The following is a 21092-nucleotide window of genomic DNA, read 5'->3' on the forward strand; positions in this document are numbered from 1 at the left end:
CAATCACAAATCGATTGGACTTTCTTACTCGTTTTCAAACCAATTACTACTTGGCCCGCTCTTCTTTACTGTTCAGTTTTCAAAGATCAATTGCTGCTGCTCGTTTGTTGCTCAGCGGCAGGACGACCTTTAAACCATAATTTGAAGTTGTCGTCAATAATTTTTTTCCTGTTGAGGACGTTATTTTTTGTGAGGGATGTTGAAAACCGCATCTCAAGCAGCCTGTTTCGGTCAATCAATAGTGGATCTGGTTGGAGCAATGGGCTGTGGCGATGAGAAGGAAAAACGTTTTGTCGGCAAGTTGGCGTCAACTTCGATCCGCAAGGTGTGGCGCCTGAGAATTGCAACGTGCTGGTGCGGGGCGGCGGCAAGGCTCTGGCGGTTCGCGCATTGTCCATGAGCTGCGTCCGAGAAAAGACCAGCCTTGTGTGGCGGCTAACTGCGACGTTTTGAACGATGAGTTGATTGCCAGCGGGCTGGTGGGCGATGCGTGCAGCGTTTTAGCCGAAGCAACGGCGACGAGATCGTCCCCGGGACTGCCCAGGAATCTGCAGAGGCCGGAGTTGGACGCCGTCGAAGGCTGCAGCCTGCTGACCTTGGAGGAGCTGGAGCGGCGTTGTATTGCCAAAGTGCTAGAGGGCGCCGGCTACAATAAAGGGCTCACGGCTGAGGTGGTCGATATTCTTTGAGCAACCCTGTGGCGCAAGTTCAAGATGTTCAGGCTGGGATATCCGTATGCACCGTCTTCTGAATGAATGCCGTCTGCCCGCAGCGAAGTCCAGTCGCCCAGCGTACAGGTCGAAGTGCGCCGCAATTTATGTGTGCTTCTCTTTGGTTCCCGTCAAATCCCATCAACTGGTGGCTCGTTCTGTTGGCGCCGCTCCTGACGCAAGGCGACCGCAGGTCATGCCTGAAAGCACTTTTTTCTCTCTGTTGAGCGGGTCAGCTCGCATCGTTGCATCACCCTTCTTTATATCGGCAACACCTGACGCCCGGCGGGAAAATTATCGCTTGGACAGGTGTTGCGTCGAGTTAAAAATCGAGTAAAAGAGCGCCCGATTTTGCCGATTGTGATCATCAAGAATGATTGACATATCAAGTATTTTTCATTAAAATATATATAGAGAATTAATTCTCGATTAAGACTTTTCAACCTGCTTTTTGCCCGATTGAATCAGTATCGGATTCCTTATAAAAAAGGGAGGCAGGGAAGGGCGGAGATGGTGGACAAGCGAAGACGCCGGCCGGGATGATCGCTTGTCCGTTCCTCTCTGCAACCCTCGATGAAAAGTCTCGATGAGCTCCTGACCTCTGGGATTCGTGAAGCTGTCTGTTTGGATGTGTGCACGCAACCGATCATAGACGACATTTCATGACACAATGACGGGAAGGCGGCCAGGCAACAGGAAAGGCGAAGAGGCCAGAACCAAACTTCAGCGAAGGAAGTGGCATATGAACAACAACGACACCAACGATCTCCCGGTATCCCGGCGGTTTTTCCTGAAAGGGCTGGGAACCGTCGGCATGGCTGGCGCCCTCGCGACTCTGTCCGGGTGCAAGGATGCCGGAAAACCTTCCGGCGGCGAGGGGTGGACCCCGCAGCAATACAACGCCCCCGGCTCCTGGCCGGTGCAGGTGCGTGGGCGCGTGCCCATTGATCCCAACAACCCTTCAATTGTCCGCGACGACCGCAAGTGCATCCTCTGCGGCCAGTGCGCCGAGGCCTGCGAGCATGTGCAAAGCGTCGAGGGCTATTACGAGCTGCCGATCAAGGACGACATCACCTGCGTCAACTGCGGTCAGTGCGCCCTGTGGTGCCCGACTGGCGCCATCAGCGAACGCGACGACATCGACAAAGTTTTACAAGTGATCAGCGACACCAAGCTCCATGTGATCGTGCAGACTGCGCCGGCCACCCGCATCGCCATTGGCGAGGAATTTGGCATGCCTGCAGGCTCCATCGTTGAGGGCAAGATGGTTGCAGCCCTGAAGCAGCTTGGCTTTGACCGGGTGTTTGACACCAACTTCAGCGCCGATCTCACCATTATGGAAGAGGGCACCGAATTGGTCGGCCGGATCAAGGCCGCCGGCGCCGCTCACGCCGAAGGCGGTCACGGCCACGCCCCGACCGCCTTGCCCCAGTTCACCTCCTGCTCGCCGGGCTGGGTCAAATTCTGCGAGTATTTCTATCCGGATCTGCTTGAAAACATGTCCACCTGCAAATCGCCGCAGCAGATGCTCGGTTCGGTGGCCAAATCCTACTACGCCAAGAAAAAAGGCATTGATCCCAATCAGATTGTGTCGGTGGCGATCATGCCCTGCACCGCCAAAAAATTTGAAGCCGGTCGCGGCGAGATGAACAGCGCCGGGGCGGCCGCCGGCAATCCCGAATTGCGCGACGTTGACTTTGTTCTCACCACCCGCGAACTTGCCCGGATGATCAAAGGAAAAGGCATCGACCTGGCCAAGCTCGAATCTCAGCCCTACGATTCGCTGATGGGCGAGGGTACCGGCGCTGCGGTCATTTTTGCCGCCACCGGCGGGGTCATGGAGGCGGCTATCCGTAGCGGATATTACCTGATTACCGGTCAAAATCCGCCGGACGCACTTCTGAACCTTACCGCTGTTCGCGGTTTGCAGGGCGTGAAAGAGGCAAGCCTTGAGGTGCCGGGCGTCGGCGAATTGCGGGTTGCGGTGGCCAGCGGCCTGGGCAACGCCCGTCAGCTGCTGGATCAGATCCGGGCCGACAAAGCGGCCGGCCTGCCGCCGCGCTATCACTTTATCGAATTTATGGCTTGCCCAGGCGGTTGCATCAGCGGCGGCGGGCAACCCAAGACCTCCGTTCCCCCCAGCGACTGGGTGCGGAAGGCGCGCATGAAGTCCATCTACGCCATCGACGCCACAATCTACAAAAAGCGCTTGAGCCATGAAAACAAGGAAGTGCTTGATCTGTACGCTGATTTCTTGGGCAAGCCCAATGGCGAAATGGCGCACAAGCTGCTGCACACCACCTACACCGACCGCAGCGTGCATCTGCGCGCCAAGACCAAGGCGTGAGCCGGAACATGAGGATTGATTATGTCTAAGGGAGTTCTGGTCGACATGACCAAATGCTTTGGCTGCGGCGCCTGCACCGTAGCCTGTAAGCTCTGGAACGAAAAGAAGTACGATGAAGTCAACAAGCCCACCCTGGGCGACGCGGCGCAGTTGGTGGACATCAACTGGACCGTGGTCAGCAAGCACGACGTCACCGACGGAAGCGGGCACGAAGCCTGGCGCTTTGCCAAAAAACAGTGCCTGCACTGCGTCGATCCGGCCTGCGCCTCGTCCTGTCTGGTAGGCGCCCTGCGCAAAACCGAGCAGGGGCCGGTTATTTACCATCCGGACCTCTGCGTCGGCTGCCGCTACTGCATGGTGGCCTGTCCCTTCAATATTCCCAAGTACGAGTGGGACAAGTCCTTCCCAAAGGTCTCCAAATGCCAGATGTGCTACACCCGCGTGGCCGCCGGCGAGCAGCCCGCCTGCATCGCGGTCTGCCCCAATCAGGTGATGACCTTTGGCGACCGCGACGAGCTGGTGAAAGAGGCTCACAAACGCATTGAGGGCAACAAGCAGCTCTACGTCAACCACGTCTTTGGCGAGACTGAAGTCGGCGGCACGGCCTGGCTGTACCTCTCTGATCAACCGTTTGACAAGCTCGGCTTCAAAACCGCCGTGCCGCAAGAGTCGCTGCCGGCCTTCACCTGGCAGATTCTCAGCAAGCTGCCGGCGATCCTGGTCGGATGGACCGCGATTCTCTCCGGCCTCTATTTCTTCAACAAGCGCCGCAACGCCATTGCGGAGGGCAAACAGGACAGCACAGGAGGGCCGCAGTCATGACCATCAACGGCAACAGAGTCACCTTTAAAATTACCCCGTTCCGGTTGATCCTGATGGCCTTCTCCCTGGTGTTTGTGGGGATCGTGGCCTATCGTCTGGTCACTGGTCTGCAGATGACCAACCTCACCGACGCCTGGCCCTGGGGCCTGTGGATTTTTATCGACGTCAAGCTGGGCGTGGCCCTGGCCGCCGGCGGCTTCACCACGGCCGGCATCTACTATGTGCTCGGGGTCAAAAAGGTTAAATCAGTGGTTAAACCGGCCATCCTCACCGCCTGGCTCGGTTACTGCCTGGTCGGTTTCGGCCTGCTGATGGATCTCGGCCGCTGGTACGGCTGGTGGCACCCCATTTTCAGCTGGGGCGAGCATTCGGTGATGTTCGAGTTATACATGTGCGTTTTGCTCTACACCATTGTTCTTACCTGTGAATTTGCCCCCACCCTGTTCAAGGGCATTGGTCTGGTCAAGCTTTCCTCCTTTTTCAAAAGCCTGACCGCGCCGCTGGTCATCGGCGGCATTGCTCTTTCCACCATGCATCAATCTTCATTGGGCTCGATGTATGTGCTCACTCTGGGCAAGCTCAACGAGCTGTGGTGGACCATGCTGCTGCCGATTCTCTATTACTCCTCGGCGGTGGCGGTTGGTCCGGCCATGGTCACCTGCGAGACTGCCCTGGCCGGGCGCTTTTTCGGCCACGATTGGGACGAACCGGCCATGACCTTTCTGGCCAAATGGTCGGGCTATGTGATGAGCTTCTACGCGGTGCTGCGTTTCTCCGACCTGGTGATTCGCGGTCAAATCGGCTCGCTGTTCGCTATGAACACCGAAAGCCTGATGTGCCTGCTGGAGTTGACCATTGGCTGCGTCCTGCCGCTGTATTTTTTCTGGAGCTACAAGCTGCGCGGCATGGTGATGAGCCAGAAAATGATCGTGCGCAACGCCGTGCTGATGGTAGTGGGCGTGGCGCTCAACCGCGGCAACGTGGTGTTCACCGGCATGGCCAAGGCGGCCGGGGAAAGTTATTTTCCATCGGCCGGCGAGCTGTTCCTGTCCATCGGTCTGGTCTCGGTGGGCATTCTGGTGTATCTGTTTATTGTTGAGAACTTTGACGTTTTTCCGTCCCACGACCACTACGCGGCCACGGACAAACAAGAGGCGCAGCCCGAAGGCGCCAGTTGCGTCCGGGCCTGAGCCGCTTGCCCGCACGCGGCATTGATCCTATTGTTGATAACAATGTTCAATGGGAGGGAGGGGAGCGTCGACGCCGGGTCGTCGCCTCGCGCAGCGGCCTGCTTCGGCGCTCCTCGCCATGATTTGCAACACACACGCGCCCACCAGCCCGAGCCGTTCGGGCTGGTGGGAGTCTGGTTCCACATTGATTGTAAACGGCAAAATTTCATCTGACGACAGATGGCGGTTGTCCGTAAACAACCACCTGCCGCCCGAGTGGGAGGTCACTCTATGCTGATAGAAAATATGGAAATTGAGGAATTCATCCGTCCCGACGAAATCGAGACCATCCTGGCCCAGGCGGCCGCTACCCCGGACAGCGAGATCGACGCGATCCTCGACAAGGCGTCCCGATTTGCCGGCTTGACCCACCTTGAGGTGGCCAGCCTGCTCAAGATGGACGACAAACACCTGCCCCGGTTGTTCCAGACGGCCCGTCGCATCAAGGATGAAATCTACGGCAACCGCATCGTCATGTTCGCGCCGCTGTACGTCAGCGACTACTGCGTCAACCGCTGCGCCTACTGTTCGTACAACGATTGCCACACCTTCAAACGCCGCAAGCTGACCCAACAGGAGGTCCGCGACGAGATCATTGAGATCGTCGGCATGGGCCACAAACGCATTGCCCTGGAAGCCGGCGAAGACGACGAGAACTGCCCGATCGACTATATCCTCGACTGTCTGCGCACCATCTATCAGACCCAGGCCGACCTCTCCGGCGAAATTCGCCGGGTCAACGTCAACATTGCCGCCACCACGGTGGAAAACTACGGCAAACTCAAGGACGTGGGCATCGGCACCTATATTCTCTTTCAGGAAACCTACCACCAGCCGACCTACGAGAAATACCACCTGAACGGCCCCAAAAAGGACTACTGGTATCACACCACCGCCTTTGACCGGGCCATGACCGGCGGCGTTGACGACGTCGGGGCCGGCGCGCTGTTCGGCCTCTACGACCCCTATTTCGAAGCCCTGGCCATGGTGATTCACAACGAACACCTGGAAAAGACCTACGGCGTCGGCTTCCACACCATCTCCGTGCCGCGCATCCGGCCCGCCGAAGGCGTTGACCTGAGCACCGTCTATCCCAACATTCCCGACGACGAAACCTTCAAAAAGATCGTTGCGGTGTTGCGCCTGGCCGTGCCCTATACCGGCATCATCATCTCCACCCGCGAAAGCGCCGCCATGCGCAAAGATCTGCTCGATTGCGGCGTCACCCAGATGAGCGCCTGCAGCGCCGTCGGCGTGGGCGGCTACATGGCGGAGAAGCGTCGCCGCGAAACCGGGGTGATTGATCCCGACCTGACCGCCCAGTTCGCCAAAAACGACGAGCGCACCGCCGACGAAATCATCCACTGGCTGATCGAGGAAGGGCTGGTGCCGTCCTGGTGCACCGCCTGTTATCGTTCCGGCCGCACCGGCGACCGGTTCATGGCCCTGGCCAAGAGCGGCCAGATCAAGAACGTCTGTCACCCCAACGCTCTGATGACCCTGTCGGAATATCTGGAGGATTATGCCTCGCCCGAGGTCAAAGCCCTTGGATACGCCATGGTGGATCGGGAACTGGAAAAGGTGCCCAAGCTCGAACATCGGGAAAAAGCACGGGAAAACGTGGCTATGATCCGGGGCGGCAAAACCCGGGATCTGTTTTTCTGATTGAATGCACCCTGTCAGGCAGATGCTCTGCTTGATGGAAACACAACAGGCGTCGTCGGATCATCCGGCGACGCCTGTTGTGTTTGTAGGGAGAGATGGCGGCGACCGTAGCCCGGATGCAGCCTGCGGAATCCGGGGGATGATGTGATGTGTTCCCGGATTCCGTTGCACTGCATCCAGGCTACGGGTTGATATGACGCACCCTCCTCGACGAGATGTTGCTGTGTGCAGCAGGCCTCGCTTGATTGAGAAATGGAATGAGGCAACAATCGATGGCTGCCTCAACCCAGGCCATCACGGGCCAGCAACAGTTGTTGCACCTTTGCCCCGCACCGTTTGCCCTTGCACGGGCCGTCGCCGATGCCGCAAACCACGGCGACCTGCTCAAAAGTGGCTGCCCCGTTTTCAATCGCCTCGATCAGACGGATCAGTTTGACGCCCTTGCAGATGCAGCCGGCCTTGAGCCGGGCCATCATCCGTTCATCCGGTTCCATGGTCGTCTCCGTGCAGTTGCCGGTAAATCAGCCGGGCCAGTTCCGGGCCGATGCCGGGCACCGCGGCCAGTTCGTCCACCCCGGCCTCGGTCACCCGTTTGACGCTGCCCAGCGTCTGCAGCAGCACCTGCTTGCGTTTCGGGCCGATGCCCTCGATTTCGTCCAACTGCGACTGCAACTGCGCCTTGCCGCGCAACCTGCGGTGGAAGGTGATCCCAAAACGGTGCGCCTCGTCGCGGATGCGCATCAGATAGAGCAGCACCGGCGAATGGGCGGGCAGCAGAATCGGATTTTTTCGCCCCGGCCGAAACAGCTTTTCCCCCTCCTCTTCCTTTTCCTTGGCAATGGAGGCCAGATCAATGCGCTGGAGCAAATCAAAACGGCTGAGCACGTCAACCGCCACCTGCAACTGGCCCTTGCCGCCGTCAAGCAGCAGCACATCAGGCAGATTGTCGGTTTCAATCCCCTTGGCCATTCTTCGCTCCAAAACTTCGCGCATCATGGCGTAATCGTCCGGGGTGTCCTGGGATTTGATCCGGTAATGGCGATAGAGTTTGGCCGCCTTGTCGCCCTGAACAAAACAGACCAGCGAGCCCACCGCCTGCTTGCCCTGGAGGTTGGAGATGTCCAGACATTCGATGGTTTCCGGCCGGTTGGCCAGCCGCAGTTTTGCTTGCAGGGCGGTGGCCAGGGTTTCCCAGGACTGCTCCTTTTTCGCTAGCTCCGAAAACACCTGGGCGGCGTTGGCCTCGGCCATCTGCATCAACTGCATCCGCTTGCCTCGCTGCGGCGCCAACAGCGCCACCGGCCCTTCGCGCAGTTCGGCCAGGCGTTCGCTGATCAGCGCCTCGTCTTCAAGAACAAAGGGCAGCAGCAGTTCGCGCGGCGGCTGGCGTTCGGCCGAATAGTACTGGAGGATGGTTTGGGCCAGCAGGCTGTCGTCCTCGCCCAGCGGGTCGGCGAGAAAAAACGATTGGGCCCCGGTGATCATGCCGCCCCGAACAAACAGCAGGGCCACGCCCACCGAGGCGTCCTGACGGTGCAGGCCGAACACGTCCTGATCCAGGTGATGCTCGGCGACAATGGCCTGGTGTTCGGTGGTCCGGGTCAGCCCTTTGATCTGGTCCCGGTACAAGGCCGCCTTCTCAAACGCAAGGTGCTCTGCCGCCTGCTCCATCTTGGCGGTCAACTCGCGGACCACCTCGCTCACCTTGCCTTCCAGAATCAAGAGCACGTCGCGCACCATCCGCTGGTATTCCGCCGCATCCACCAGGCCCGCGCAGGGGGCGAGGCAGCGGCCCATCTGGTAGTTGAGGCAGGGACGGGTGCGTTCGCGCATGATCTTGCAGCGCCGAAGGGGAAATTGCGCATACAGCAGCGACAGGGTGGCGCGCATGGCCGTACCGGAGGAGTAGGGGCCGAAGTAGCGGTTGCCGTCGCGCAGCCGTTTGCGGGTGACCACCACCCGTGGCCAGGGATCGCGGGTGGTGACCATGATCAGCGGATAATTTTTGTCGTCGCGAAGGATGACGTTGTAGCGCGGCCGGTGCTGCTTGATCAGCGAGGCCTCAAGAATCAAGGCCTCCTTTTCGGTGGTGGTGAGGATGGTCTCGACCCGCTGCACATGCGAGAGCATAACCGCAGTTTTGGAGTGGACCGGGCCGCTGAAATGGGCGTACTGGCTCAGCCGCTTGCGCAGGTCGCGCGCCTTGCCCACATAGAGGACCTGCTTTTTGGCAAGCATCTGATAGACGCCCGGCCCGTGGCTGACGGTGGCAAGGAATTCGGCAGAGAGCGGCGAGGCGTGCGGTGCGGTTTCAGATGCCGGTGGTGCTGGTGTTGCAGTCAAAGGAAGCGCCTCAGGCCTTTTTTTGGGGTGAGCAGTGGTGTTTGATCGGTTCCAGCCGAGCCCTGTGTCTGCCTGTCAGGCGTTTGCAGCGGACAAGATCATTGCGTTGCCGCATAAAACTCGTTTTAGTCAGGTTGCATTTGCTGCTTTTGCCACATTGGTTGATCAGCAACGTTTATCAGCAAACACGGGAGCGCCTTTCCGGCCCCCATCACTCACAATCTCCGCATGCGAGTAATCTTATGAACTCCTGCAAATATTACCGGGTTGAACAACAACCGCAATCTAGGGATATACAGCCAAGCTGGCGGCAATCAAAAGGCGGGTTTGTGTTCATCCCCTACTGCGCCCACTCTTCAGGCGAATTCTGTTTGAGCAATGTCCGCTTCTGGCCCGATGCCGCCAACAGGCTTAAATGCCAGGGCAATCCGGAAAAATGCCAACTGGAGAACGGGTTTCCGGAATCACCGCCGTCTCCCTGACTTTTCCCCAACGACACTTGCCTTGCAGCTTGAAGTTCTTTGTTGGCCGACCGCTTTATTTTGAAAACCGGAAGGGACAAACGTGGCACCTGACTGATTTTTATAAAAAACAGTGCGTTTGCGTTGCGCTTTTGGTTGCGGGGCCGTTACCAGCGCGAGTCCCCGATGGGCGCCTCCAGCAGGTAACGGGCAAATTGTCTGTCGACTTCCCTGGTATGCTGAAGAAACCACTCGCCAAGAAAGGTGACGATCGACTCGACGGCCCCCTGCGCATCCGGGAGGAACAGCATGCTGCCCCGGGTGGAGAGTTGTTCGATCAGTTCCACATGCAGGCCCTGGTGGTGGAGGAAATGAGGATAGGCTGACTTGCGCATCATGTTCTCTTCGCTGATGAAGTGGAACTTGGCGTAGGCGTTGAGTTCGTTGATCAACGCGCCCCGGTGCTGCACATTGTCGGTCTGCAGCAACTCCCTGGCCAAACGGTTGATCAGGTTGAAAAAGAAACGGTGCTGCAGATCGATATCCTCGATGCCCAGCTCATAACACGCTTCCCATGCTCCGAGACGTTCAGTCATATTCCGTTCCTTGCTTTGAATAATGTCGAATGTTATTCGACAGATCGATTGTTCTTTGTCATTCGTCTCGATTTCCACCATCGACACGCGGCGGGAATACCGTCCCTCTTCTTGGTGATCGTTTCCACGCTCCAGCGTAGGAATGCAGCCCCGGACGCTCCAGCGTCCCGGCTTGTTCGCTCCCCGGAGAAAAGCAGGATGTCAAGAGACGTCGTCTGCTGTTTTTCTCTTGAGAGCATGCTTTGGTTGCGGCGCTGGCTCATCCCTCATGATTTTCCCCACCCTCGTTGTGCGCAAGGCTGACGCCAGAGTCTCCAAGGCGCAGAACCCTGCCGACTTCGTCACTCTCGATCACCCAAGCGCAATGATCGCCTGTTGGAATTGTTCAGATATACTGGAGATCTATGCACTTGAGCTGTTAGATTCCACCAATCTTTTGGCCAATAAATGAGCTGATTAGCAAAAAATTATTTAAATAAAGTCTTTTTGAAAAATGCTGTCACAGCTTGAGCTGCCTGTTCACGTGCTTCGTGGTTTCCTTCAGTACTTGCGCCGGTTGCCTGACAAGATTTTTTCAAGGTGTTTTCATAGTCTTTTCCGGATAGCTGTTTGCCCGTAAAGCGATCAAATATCTTCATGGTTTCAATGTCAGTTTCAATCGGGCAATCTTTCAATGTCTTTTGTGCCGTGGGCAAGTCATAGTGTTTGGTCTCATCATAATCAAACTTATGATGCGCACCTTTGATAAGAACAAACTCGACTGGAGTTCCCGCTTTGCTGATCAGCGTGGAATAATCTTGGCAGGTCTCGGCAGGGCAATAGTCATCAGCATCTCCATGAACCCAAAGCATTGGCGCTTTGGTAAATACCCCCGGCTTGGCTGCAATTCTCAATGAGCCAACGCAGCCACCAGAATACATAGGAACATGGGCTGCAAACCGAATTCCTTGCGGAATATTTTGCGATGCAATAATCCTCTCTATACCAGAGCGCCAGGTCGTCGCACCGCCGCGCGAGAACCCCATTATGGCAATTCGTTGCGAGTTGATGAGTGGATGGGTTGCCATAATCTTTAACGCAGTGAATGCGTCAGCCAGATCAGCAGCAAATGGCACCTTGGATTGATCGCTGGCAGTAGACTGGACGCCACGCGGGCCAAAAGAATCTATTGCAATCACTGCAATACCTTCTGCATTGAAGCGCTTGGGCCAAAAATCAAGCATGGCAGGGTAGATTCCACCTGACCCGTGCATTAAAACAACGGCAGGCGCCTTTCCGGCGCCGGGTGGCAAAAAGAGGTGTCCCGTGATATTCACGGTTTCACCCGAGGAGTTTCCTTTAATTAGCTCCGCCAAGGACTTGGGGGTCCAACTGACAAATGCATATTGACCGGAGGGCTGGCCAGATGAGAAGTTCGCTATTACATCTTGAGAGTTGGCGAACTTGGGGTGAGATGTCATGCTCATCACGAGCAAAAAAAACATGGTCAACGCCATTCGTACTGCATTCCTCTGCATAATTCCTCCCATGATTACATTGATTACTTCATGCCAAAAGAAATGACTAAACCATTACTCCCTATAAAGAGTGCTGGTTACGATGTAATAGCAATATTAGGCTCCTCGTCATTTGGTGTGGACTTGATGTGTAAAACGATCAAATTTACACCAAATGACGAGGAGACGACTATGTTCTTCGACAGATCGATTGTTCTTTGTCATTCGTCTCAAATTCCTCCATCGACACGCGGCGGGAATATCGTCCCTCATCTTGATGATCGTTCCCACGCTCCAGCGTGGGAATGCAGCCCCGGACGCTCCAGCGTCCCGGCTTGTTCGCGCCCCGGTGAAAAGCAGGGTGTAAAGAGATAACCCAATCGCAATGATCGCTAGTTGGAACGGTTGAGATATACAGGAGAAACCTTGACTCGTAACGAAAATATTTGCGGCTTGCCCGCAGAATGTCATTGTTACATTAAAGAAAGAGGCCTGACCCTTTTTGTTAGAAAATTGTAAATTCAACATTCAAGATCTGACCCCGTCATGTTTTCCTAAGCCGGGCCTTCGGGATCGAGGCCGAAACCTTATGTTGCTTTGACACCAGTCAATTTGCCGATTATACCAAGGTCATCATGGAATACATGGACCCGGCCAAGAAAGCGGCGCGGCGGGCAGAGGTCTTTCCCCTGGACTGTCAGAGGGATTTTGAGCTCGGCTGCCGGTTGGCCAGCAAGCACTAACCACCCATTTTTTCGACACAAAGGATTGGTCATGCGCATTTTCATTTTCGCAATCATCTGCCTGTTTCAGGCGATGCCCTGTTGGGCAGGCGAGACCTTGAACAGTATCCTGGCACGCAAGACGATCCGCTGCGGGGTCAGCCCGGATATTCCGGGTTTTGCTTTGCATGATGCGCAGGGCCAGTGGTCGGGCATGGATGTCGACTTCTGCCGGGCTTTAGCGGCGGCGGTTCTGAAAACCCCCGACAAAGTCTCCTTTCTGCCGCTGCCCACCCGGGCCAGGTTTTCCTCCCTGCTCAGCAAAGAAATCGATCTGCTTTCCCGCAACACCTCCCAGACGATCGGCCGGGAATCGCAGCTGGGGGTACTGTTTGCCGGGCCGCTCTTCATCACCGGCCAGGCCTTTTTGGTCCGCAGCGAGGATGCCGGCAAGGGATTGAAGGGCCTGGACAATGCCACTATTGCCGTGATCAAAGGTTCGACCCATGTCCATAATCTTGAATATGTGGCCGCAAAAAACAATCTGCGATTCCGTCCGGTTCTCTTTGACGGCCTCGAGCTGGCCACCCGCGCTTTTCTCGACGGCCAATGCGCAGCCCTGACCAACGATGCCACCGTCCTTGCCGCTGTCCGCCTGCTCGCCCCAAAGGGTGAACAATCGCTCACACTTCTTCCCGGTCTGCACTCCCGGGAAATCATCTCGCCGGTAGTGCGGCAAGACGACATCCCCTGGCTGCTGACGGTCAAGGCAGTCCTCTCGGCCCTGGTCACCGCCGAAGAACTGGGCCTGACCGCCGCCACCCTGCAGGCCGCTTCGATTACCCCGGCGACCGGCGACATCCGGGTTTTTCTTGACCGGACCGATGCTTTGGCCGCCTCGCTCGGCTTGACGCCGGGTTGGGCCGGTCGGGCGATTGCGGCGGTGGGCAACTATGGTGAGATGCTTGAACGCAATCTAGGCAAAAATGGCCCGCTGAAACTCGAACGCGGCCCCAATCGGCTGGTGCGCGACGGCGGCATGATCTACGCTGTGCCGTTCTAATTTTCGTCTTCCCAAAGGACCATCCCCATGCCTGAATTTCACACCTACGCCATCTACGCCGTTTTTGGCGGTGTCATCTTGTGTATCGCCTTCAACCTGATCGACATGACCCTGGCCGGATTGCTGGGTTTAAGTCTGTTGACTGTCTTCGGGGTGATCGATCAGAAAGATGTCCTCAACACCGTCCTCGCCTCCCAGGGTTCGCTGGCCCTGCTCTTCGGCGGCATGGTGGTGGCCCGAGTCCTGGGGCCCACCGGTATCTTCGATCATGTCGGCACCCGCTTTCTCCTCCTTACCAAGGGGAGCGGCAAACGATTCCTGCTCATGCTGGCGGCCATGGTTTCGGTGATCTGTGCCATTCTGCCCAACGCCACGGCGGTGATCCTCATTGCCCCGATTGTCATCCGGGTTTGTCGCCAATTCAAGGTCGACTTTGTCGGCCCGATGATCTTCACCGCAATGCTCAGCAATTCCGCCGGCCTCCTGACCCTGGTCGGTGATCCGGCCACCTTTCTTGTCGGTCAGGCCATGGGCTTGAGCTTCATGGCCTACCTGCAGAAAGTCAGCCTCGGCGGAGTGATGGCCATAGCGGTCCTGATCCCGCTGATGCCACTCCTCCTGCGCCCGATCTGGCAAACCCGCTGCGTCCTGGCCGGAGACCTGCGTCCAGGTCCCATTGAGCGGCCCCTGTTCTGCCTGTTTTCCCTGCTCACTTTGGCCGTCATGGTGGCCCTCTTTCTCCTCGGCGAGAACATGCCCAACCCCATCCTGCCGCCCTCGGCAGCGATTATCGGCGCCAGTTTGGCCCTGTTGGCAATCCATGCCACCAAGGTTGAACCGGTGGAGAACGTGTTGCGCGATGTCGACTGGAAGACGATCATCTTCATCTTCTGCATGATGTGCTATGTTGAGGAGATCACCAAGACCGGTATCCTTGGCGGGCTGTCAAGGCAGATGTTCGATCTCTTTGGAGATAATTTATTGATAGCCGGGATGGTTCTTTTAGCAGGCATCGGCCTGGCCTCCGGCTTTCTTGCCAACATCCCGGTGGTGGCCGCCGCAATCCTCATGACCAAGGGGTATCTGGTGCTCTTGCAGATGGTCCCTGAAGAAGCCCTGGGGATGGGCTTCACCGCCTGGCCATCCCAATCATTGCCGGTGTTCGTCGCCATGATGTTCGGCGGCACCCTGGGCGGCAACGCTACCCTGATTGGCGCCTCGGCCAACCTGGTCAGTGCGGGTATCTGTGCCACCAACGGCCAGACCATTACCTTCACCACCTTTCTGCGCTATGGCGTACCGGTCACTGTCTGTCAGCTGGCCGCCTCGGCGGGGTATGTCTGGATACTCACCCTGATCGCCGTTTGACCCCCTTCACCAAGCAACAATCCCCTGCCTGGCAGGGATGGAAGAACTCTTGGATATACGAACGATTATTTTCACCCTCGCCTTTGGCAAGTTTGTTTTCGGCGTGGTGCTCATCCTGCTGCAGCGGCACCCTGAATGCTTTAAAAAGCATATAGATGATGATTGACGCAACGTCAGACTTCTTGATCTCGACAGTCTCGACGAGCACGTCCGCTGGGCTTTGAAAGTCAATATTGTTCCAATATACAGCAACCAGGAATATTGAGGGTGCAAGCATCAATTTCAAAGCACCCACAATTTTTCTTTGTGGAGGCGGTCATCCGCCAACACGTTTGACGGTGCGACAGAGCTGTTGTAGCGCTGCCATGAGCAGGTTGCAGTACTCGTTTTGGATATCGAGGATCCCATCCTTGAAGCCGCCGCCAGCATCTGAAAAGAAAATACAGCCTCTTCAGGGCTTGATGTAGGCGTAGCCATCCTGCTGCAGTTCAATCAGCGCTACCACCCCGGCGGGGACGATTTCGCAGCCCTCGATCAGGTTGTCCGGGTCGACGTTGAAGCGGTTGAGCGCATTGCGGCAGACCTTGAAGGCCACCCGGGCCTGTTGCAGCCGCCAGATCTCCTCGCGAAACGGGGCGCACTGCTCGGTCTGGAGCAGGGTGACCGCCGGGCCGTTGAAGAGCAGCACCAAGTCGTAATGCTTTTCCGGGATGGCGTGCAGCAGGTTGCCAACATTGGCCAGGGCAATATTGAAGGGCTTGACTTCGTCGAGATCAACGTGAAAGACGGCTCGGTAGATCATGCGGTTTTCTCCATGCGTTCGGTGACGTGAAAGGCGGCGTCAAACAGCCGCCGGGTGTAGGGGTCCTGCGGATTGGCGAAAATGGCGGCGGCCGGGCCGCTCTCAACAATGCGGCCATGGCGCATCACCGCCAGCTGATCGGCCAGCGAGCGCACGGTGCGCAGGTCGTGGGTGATGAAGATGTAGGTCAGTTGGTAGCGCTCCTGGAGGTTTCTGAGCAGCTCCAGAATCTGTTTCTGGATGGTCATGTCCAGGGCGCTGGTGGGTTCGTCCAGAATCAGCAGTTTGGGGCGCAGGATGATGGCCCGGGCAATGGCGATGCGCTGGCGTTGGCCGCCGGAAAATTCGTGGGGAAAGCGGCCGGCCAAGGCCGGGTCGAGTTCGACGTCGCGCAGGGCCTGTTCCACCAGGAGCCGCCGTTCCTCTTTGGCGCCGCCAAGACCATGCACCTGCAACCCTTCAGTGATGATCTGCTCGATGGTCATCCGCGGCGAGAGCGAGGAAAAGGGGTCCTGAAAAACGATCTGCAATTCCTTGCGCAGCGGCCGGAACTGGCTGTTGGTGAGGTCGGACAGGCAGTGGCTGGTTCCTGCTTCGGGGAAATAGAACACCTTGCCGTCGTAGCGGGTCAGCCCAAGCAGGCAGAGGGCCAGGGTCGACTTGCCGGAACCGGATTCGCCCACCAAGCCCAGGGTTGTGCCTTGGTTGAGACTGAGGCTGACCTGATCCACCGCTTTGATCACCCGTTTGCTGCGGTTGAAAAAGCCGCTCCACTCGGATTTCATGGTAAAGCTGCAGTTGACGTCCTGCATTGCAATCAGTTTTGGCCCGCCCGGACGGGTGGGTTGCACGCCCTGGGGCACGGCGGCCAGCAGGTGGCGGGTGTAGTCTTGCTGGGGCCGGCTGAAAATTTCGTTCACCGCGCCCTGTTCGACAATTTTGCCGCCGTGCATGATCGAGACGGTATCGGCGATTTTGCGCACCATGGGCAGGTCGTGGGTGATGAGCAGCACTGACATCCCGTATTCGGCCTGAATGTCGCTGATCAGGTGAAGAATCTGGTCCTGAATGGTGACGTCGAGGGCGGTGGTCGGCTCGTCGGCGATCAGGAGCTTGGGCCGGCAGGCCAGGGCCATGGCGATGATCACCCGCTGGCGCTGGCCGCCGGAGAGTTGATGCGGGTAGCAGTTGATCCGGTATTCCGGGTTGTCGATGCCGGTGCGCTCCAGCAATTGCAGGGCGCGTTGATAGGCCTCGGCCTTGCTCAGCGACTGATGCAGGAGCAGGGGCTCGATCAGTTGGTTGCCGATGGTGTAGACCGGGTTGAGCGAGGTCATCGGCTCCTGAAAGATCATGGCGATGCGGTTGCCGCGAATGGCCCGGATCTCTTTTGGATTTAAGGCGGTCAGTTCCTGGCCCTCAAACAGCATCGAGCCGCTGCTCTTCACCTGATTGGTGTCTTCCAGCAAACGGAGGATCGACAGGGCGGTGACCGACTTGCCGGAGCCGGATTCGCCCACCAGGGCGTGGGTTTCGCCGGCCTCGATCTGCAGGTTGATGTTGTTCAGCACGGGAGAGACGTCGCCCTCGGCACCGAGAAAGGTGAGGGAAAAGTTGTCGATGGTCAGCAAGGAGGCCATGGTTGTTCCGTGAAAAAGTTGGGTAATGGCGGCACTCTACCCGAGGGGCGAGATCAGGGCAACAGGAAGATGGTTGGGGCGGCGCGCGCCGCGCAGCACTGGTGGGAAGGATCAACCTCTTGAAAAGAGAGGCGGCGTGGCGTGGATTGAAACTGTGCGCCCGAGGGGGGCGATGGGTTGCGGCAAGTGCATGGTCGCTTGATTTGATTTGCTCTTTGTCTTCCCTGGCCGCATACTTCCATACAGAGAATCCGCGACGGTTGCTGGGCAATCGAAAAGGCAAGGCGGCAACAGGCATCCAAACCGCGAGGGAAACACGGTGACTGACGAGCATACCGATTGCGGCAATCTGCAGAAAAGGATCGACGTTCTGCTAGAGACCCTGAAGCAGGTCAATTACCAGAACGAGATGATGCTCGACTGGGTCAACGGCGCCGTGGTTATGGTCGACCGGGAGGGCAAGGTCGTCGAGGCCAACAGCGCCGCCCTGGCCACGCTTGGCTGGCCTCTGGAAGACTTGGTCGGACGGCATCTCCATGAGACTATTCACCACAGCCAGGACGACGGCAGCGAGTATCCCTGGGATTTCTGCCCGGTGTTCGCCGCCATCGAGGACGGCTCCTCCCATCACGTCGACGGCGACGTCTTCTGGCAGAAGGGTGGGGCGAGCTTTTCCGCCGACTTCATCGTCTGCCCGACCCGGGGAGAAAACAACGAGATTATCGGCGCGGTCCTGATCTTCCGCAACCTCACCGAGCAGCGGGTGAAGGAGGCCAGCCGCATCCACAGCATGAAGCTGGAGTCCATCGGCGTGCTGGCCGCTGGCATTGCCCACGAAATCAACACCCCCATCCAGTTCATTGGCAGCAACCTCACCTTTCTCCAGGAAAGTTTCCAGGACATCCTCCAACTGCTGGCAAGCTACGGCCAACTGAAAGAGGCTGTGCAGGCGGGAGCGCCGCAGGTGGACGACCTGCTGGCCGAGATCGCCCGGCTGGAGGAATCGGCGGACATCGAATACCTGGAAGAGGAAGCGCCCAAGGCCTTTGAGCAGACGCGGCACGGGGTTGACCGGGTCACCAAACTGGTGCTCGGGCTCAAGGGATTTGCCCACTCCGGCGACGGCGAGAGCAAGCGTGCGGCCGACATCAACGAGATTATCAACAATTCGCTGATTGTCTGCCAGAACGCCTACAAGTATGTGGCGCGGATGGAACTGGAACTGGGCGAACTGCCTTCGATCAAGGTGTATCCGGGCGACATCGGTCAGGTGATCGTCAACCTGGTGGTCAACGCGGCTCACGCAATCACCGAGCACAACGGCGGCAAAGCCGAATTGGGCCTCATCCGGATCAGCACCTCCTGCACCGGCGACCATGTGGTCATCGCCGTTTCCGACACCGGCGGCGGCATTCCTGAAGGCGTGCGCCAACGCATTTTCGACCCCTTCTACACCACCAAAGATATTGGCCAGGGTTCCGGGCAGGGGCTGGCCATTTCCCGCAACATCGTCCACGACAAACACCACGGCGAGATAACCCTGGAATCCACCGTTGGCCAAGGTTCCACCTTTTTCGTCAAGCTGCCGGTGAAATCCGCCTAGTTCCCCCCGCGCTTTTGCGCTATATCGTTCGGGCTCAAGGCCGCCGCTGTCCAACCTGGCGGCGAACGCCCTCCAGAATGATGCGCCGCTCGCCGGCCTACGGAGCATTGCGGTGAAACACCTCCTGTATGATAGCCTCAAGTCCTCGGCGACCAGCGCGCTGCTGATCCTCAAATTCGTGATTCCGCTCTACCTCATCGCGGACGTGCTGCTCTATTTCGACCTGCTGCGTCACCTGGGTTTTCTCTTTGCCCCTGTAACCTCGTTGCTCGACCTGCCGCCGGAAGCGGCGGTGGCCCTGGCCGGCGGCGTGCTGCTCAACATCTACGCCGGCATCGCCTTTGCCGCGCCCCTGGGCCTTTCGCCCTATCAGTGGACCGTGCTGGCGGTGTTTCTGGGCGTCTGCCACTCGATGATCGTTGAGAGCGCGATTATGGCCAAGCTGGGCATTTCCTACGGCTATTCCATCCTCCTGCGCGGGCTCGGCGCCTGCCTCACCGTTATTCCCGTGCTCTGCATGCCCGCTTCCTTTTTCGGTCAGGTCAAGCAAAGCGGCGCGGTGAGCATGGCCCATTACGACAGTTTCTGGCAGATGCTGCGCCACTCCCTGGAAAAGGCGGTGGTGCTCTCGGCGGAGATTATCGTGCTGATCAGCCTGATCATCGTGATTATGGATCTGCTCAAATCCACGCGCTTTCTCCAGGCGCATCTGCACAAGGTCAACACCTCTTTCTCGATCATTGCCGGCCAGCTGCTCGGCATCACCTACGGCGCCGGCATTCTCATTCGCGAGGCAACCCGGGGCGGTCTTGGCCGCGAGGATATTTTCTTCATCGGCACCTTTCTGATGATCTGCCATTCGATTGTCGAGGATGTGCTGCTTTTTGTCCTTTTCGGGGCTAATTATTGGATTATAATAGTGTGCCGCGCAATTGCTTGTATTTGTTTCGTTTTACTGTGGCGATTTGGAGGATGGAAACACTTTGGAAACATCGCTATGCGGTGAAGTGAACATTTGCCGTCCCGAATCATTTCACCTTTCTCAATTTTTGATCCTCTACCACGCTCAACGTCTCCATTAGCTCACGCTTCCGCGCAAGCTCGACGCTGGCGTATTTCTTGACTGACTCCATCCTGGCATGGTCACTCACGATTTGGACCTCGGCAAGCGACAACCTTTTCTCATTCACGAACTGGCTCATGCTGCTATGCTTCAGGCCGCTGTAAAGGTCGATGTCCTCGCCCACCTCCTTGCAGGCGTTGCGCCATATCAGATTCAGAGCCTTGCTGGTGTATCGCTTCCCCGGAAGCCGGCCCAACCGGTTCACAAAAATATAGGGGCTGTCAGGGTTCGACTCGATAAGCCTCTCAATTTCATCAATCATGGCGCTATGGCATGGAATGATGTGCTCGGCGCGGGTCTTGGTGCTCGAAACTAATTTTTCCCCTGAAATCGAACGCCTGATATGGAACGCTTGATTGAACCGGTCGTAGTCGATTTTGTGCAACGACATTGCTTCTGCAGGTCTCCTGATGTGATACTTCAGGAAAAGGAATATGGTTCTGTGGCATTCAGGGATTGCGTTGATTACGGCCATCTGCCGCGTTTCAGGGAGCCACTTTATTGCCGGCGTCTCCATCCCGTAATCTGCCCGTTTGGGAAAGGGAGGAATCTCCTGAATTTTCTTCGACCTCCAAGCATAATCCATGAATGACCGAAAGCACATCATGCACAGGTAGGCCGACGTCGCGCCAAGCTTAAGCGAAGAGAGTAGGGCGTCCAGGGTATCGAGTTGGATTTCGTGCAGCTGCACGGGGTTCGATTCAAAAAACGGCTTAATGTGTACCTTGAAGAAATTGCGATAAAGATTTTGAGTTGCAGGCTTTTTGTTCTCTTTTGTTTTTAGCCATTGCTCGAAAAAAGGAATGACATCGGTATATCGGTTGCCGGTGTATTTCTCGATCCGGAAAACCCCATTTTCTACGTCGCCCTGCATTTGCGCCAACAGCCGGTTGGCGTCGATGCATCCCTGGTCGCGCTTCGGGTTTGGGTGCGTCTGCGCCATTAGCCGGCCCTTGTACCGGCTGATATGATAGCGCTTCCCTTGCCAATTCCACGCAACACCCCACTGCGCACGGTCCCGCTTGAAGTACACCGACCCAGACATGCACACCTCCCCAAAATTCAGATGGGTGGCATTCTGCCCATGTTTTGGAGATAGTGT

At 57.3% G+C, this 21092-nt stretch carries 17 protein-coding genes; 9 read left to right on the forward strand and 8 right to left on the reverse strand.

Annotated elements, in window-relative coordinates; translation table 11 throughout:
• Window positions 1-428 precede the first annotated feature (428 nt).
• From RCH93_RS07235 to hydG, 5 genes are all read left to right on the forward strand, one after another.
• A complete protein-coding gene (locus RCH93_RS07235) occupies window positions 429-689 on the forward strand; it encodes a hypothetical protein (protein WP_306547663.1) in 261 nt (86 codons plus the stop codon).
• 763 nt (window positions 690-1452) lie between these two features.
• Window positions 1453-3057: a [FeFe] hydrogenase, group A gene (locus RCH93_RS07240; RefSeq protein WP_306547664.1), complete on the forward strand. Its 1605-nt coding sequence runs from the start codon at window positions 1453-1455 to the stop codon at window positions 3055-3057.
• Window positions 3058-3078: 21 nt separating this feature from the next.
• Window positions 3079-3879 (forward strand): 4Fe-4S dicluster domain-containing protein, encoded by an 801-nt coding sequence (locus tag RCH93_RS07245; protein WP_306547665.1) that lies wholly within the window; start codon window positions 3079-3081, stop codon window positions 3877-3879.
• The gene (locus tag RCH93_RS07250) at window positions 3876-5069 is read left to right on the forward strand and encodes a hypothetical protein (RefSeq protein ID WP_306547666.1); all 1194 of its coding nucleotides are present in this window, start codon (window positions 3876-3878) and stop codon (window positions 5067-5069) included. Before RCH93_RS07245 ends, RCH93_RS07250 begins: the two co-directional genes overlap by 4 nt.
• A gap of 270 nt (window positions 5070-5339) precedes the next feature.
• Complete coding sequence (gene hydG / locus RCH93_RS07255; RefSeq protein WP_306547667.1) at window positions 5340-6773, forward strand: [FeFe] hydrogenase H-cluster radical SAM maturase HydG; 1434 nt, start codon at window positions 5340-5342, stop codon at window positions 6771-6773.
• A gap of 281 nt (window positions 6774-7054) precedes the next feature.
• Here hydG and RCH93_RS07260 read toward each other — a convergent pair whose 3' ends face one another.
• From RCH93_RS07260 to RCH93_RS07275, 4 genes are all read right to left on the reverse strand, one after another.
• The gene (locus tag RCH93_RS07260; protein ID WP_306547668.1) at window positions 7055-7267 is read right to left on the reverse strand and encodes a bacterioferritin-associated ferredoxin; all 213 of its coding nucleotides are present in this window, start codon (window positions 7265-7267) and stop codon (window positions 7055-7057) included.
• Window positions 7254-9116, reverse strand: coding sequence for an excinuclease ABC subunit UvrC (gene uvrC, locus RCH93_RS07265; protein ID WP_306547669.1), 1863 nt, complete (start codon window positions 9114-9116; stop codon window positions 7254-7256). The genes RCH93_RS07260 and uvrC overlap by 14 nt, the downstream gene beginning before the upstream one ends.
• A 628-nt stretch (window positions 9117-9744) precedes the next feature.
• Window positions 9745-10173, reverse strand: coding sequence for a bacteriohemerythrin (locus tag RCH93_RS07270; RefSeq protein ID WP_306547670.1), 429 nt, complete (start codon window positions 10171-10173; stop codon window positions 9745-9747).
• Window positions 10174-10640: 467 nt separating this feature from the next.
• Window positions 10641-11669 carry a dienelactone hydrolase family protein gene (locus tag RCH93_RS07275; RefSeq protein WP_306547672.1) on the reverse strand — a complete coding sequence of 343 codons (1029 nt, stop codon included), beginning with the start codon at window positions 11667-11669 and terminating at the stop codon, window positions 10641-10643.
• A gap of 774 nt (window positions 11670-12443) precedes the next feature.
• Between RCH93_RS07275 and RCH93_RS07280 the strand changes: the two genes are divergently transcribed.
• Together RCH93_RS07280 and RCH93_RS07285 are read left to right on the forward strand one after the other, a co-directional pair.
• Window positions 12444-13454 (forward strand): transporter substrate-binding domain-containing protein, encoded by a 1011-nt coding sequence (locus RCH93_RS07280; protein ID WP_306547673.1) that lies wholly within the window; start codon window positions 12444-12446, stop codon window positions 13452-13454.
• 27 nt (window positions 13455-13481) lie between these two features.
• Window positions 13482-14822, forward strand: a complete 1341-nt coding sequence (locus RCH93_RS07285) for an SLC13 family permease (protein ID WP_306547674.1) — start codon at window positions 13482-13484, stop codon at window positions 14820-14822.
• Here the strand turns inward: RCH93_RS07285 and RCH93_RS07290 are convergent.
• The 3 genes from RCH93_RS07290 to RCH93_RS07300 all read right to left on the reverse strand — a co-directional run bounded on the left by RCH93_RS07290 (window position 14803) and on the right by RCH93_RS07300 (window position 17264).
• On the reverse strand, window positions 14803-15117 hold the full coding sequence (locus tag RCH93_RS07290) for a hypothetical protein (protein ID WP_306547675.1): 315 nt from the start codon (window positions 15115-15117) through the stop codon (window positions 14803-14805). The genes RCH93_RS07285 and RCH93_RS07290 overlap by 20 nt on opposite strands.
• Window positions 15118-15273: 156 nt before the next feature.
• Window positions 15274-15624, reverse strand: a complete 351-nt coding sequence (locus RCH93_RS07295) for a DsrE family protein (protein ID WP_306547676.1) — start codon at window positions 15622-15624, stop codon at window positions 15274-15276.
• Window positions 15621-17264, reverse strand: coding sequence for an ABC transporter ATP-binding protein (locus tag RCH93_RS07300; protein WP_306547677.1), 1644 nt, complete (start codon window positions 17262-17264; stop codon window positions 15621-15623). The genes RCH93_RS07295 and RCH93_RS07300 overlap by 4 nt, the downstream gene beginning before the upstream one ends.
• Window positions 17265-17583: 319 nt before the next feature.
• Between RCH93_RS07300 and RCH93_RS07305 the strand changes: the two genes are divergently transcribed.
• Window positions 17584-18867: an ATP-binding protein gene (locus RCH93_RS07305; RefSeq protein WP_306547678.1), complete on the forward strand. Its 1284-nt coding sequence runs from the start codon at window positions 17584-17586 to the stop codon at window positions 18865-18867.
• A 112-nt stretch (window positions 18868-18979) separates the two neighbouring features.
• On the forward strand, window positions 18980-19873 hold the full coding sequence (locus RCH93_RS07310) for a nucleoside recognition protein (protein ID WP_306547679.1): 894 nt from the start codon (window positions 18980-18982) through the stop codon (window positions 19871-19873).
• Between the two features lie 22 nt (window positions 19874-19895).
• Here RCH93_RS07310 and RCH93_RS07315 read toward each other — a convergent pair.
• Window positions 19896-21092, reverse strand: a 1197-nt coding sequence (locus RCH93_RS07315) for a tyrosine-type recombinase/integrase (RefSeq protein WP_306547681.1), incomplete at its 5' end; no start/stop codon positions are given.

The sequence above is a fragment of the Desulfobulbus sp. genome (genome assembly GCF_030824455.1).
Classification (GTDB): Bacteria; Desulfobacterota; Desulfobulbia; order Desulfobulbales; family Desulfobulbaceae; genus Desulfobulbus.

Coding starts and splice junctions, on each gene's coding strand:
- RCH93_RS07240 (WP_306547664.1), top strand. CDS start 1,453: ATGAACAACAACGACACCAACGATCTCCCGGTATCCCGGCGGTTTTTC.
- RCH93_RS07245 (WP_306547665.1), top strand. CDS start 3,079: ATGTCTAAGGGAGTTCTGGTCGACATGACCAAATGCTTTGGCTGCGGC.
- RCH93_RS07250 (WP_306547666.1), top strand. CDS start 3,876: ATGACCATCAACGGCAACAGAGTCACCTTTAAAATTACCCCGTTCCGG.
- hydG (WP_306547667.1), top strand. CDS start 5,340: ATGCTGATAGAAAATATGGAAATTGAGGAATTCATCCGTCCCGACGAA.
- RCH93_RS07260 (WP_306547668.1), bottom strand. CDS start 7,267: ATGGAACCGGATGAACGGATGATGGCCCGGCTCAAGGCCGGCTGCATC.
- RCH93_RS07270 (WP_306547670.1), bottom strand. CDS start 10,173: ATGACTGAACGTCTCGGAGCATGGGAAGCGTGTTATGAGCTGGGCATC.
- RCH93_RS07275 (WP_306547672.1), bottom strand. CDS start 11,669: ATGGCGTTGACCATGTTTTTTTTGCTCGTGATGAGCATGACATCTCAC.
- RCH93_RS07280 (WP_306547673.1), top strand. CDS start 12,444: ATGCGCATTTTCATTTTCGCAATCATCTGCCTGTTTCAGGCGATGCCC.
- RCH93_RS07285 (WP_306547674.1), top strand. CDS start 13,482: ATGCCTGAATTTCACACCTACGCCATCTACGCCGTTTTTGGCGGTGTC.
- RCH93_RS07295 (WP_306547676.1), bottom strand. CDS start 15,624: ATGATCTACCGAGCCGTCTTTCACGTTGATCTCGACGAAGTCAAGCCC.
- RCH93_RS07300 (WP_306547677.1), bottom strand. CDS start 17,264: ATGGCCTCCTTGCTGACCATCGACAACTTTTCCCTCACCTTTCTCGGT.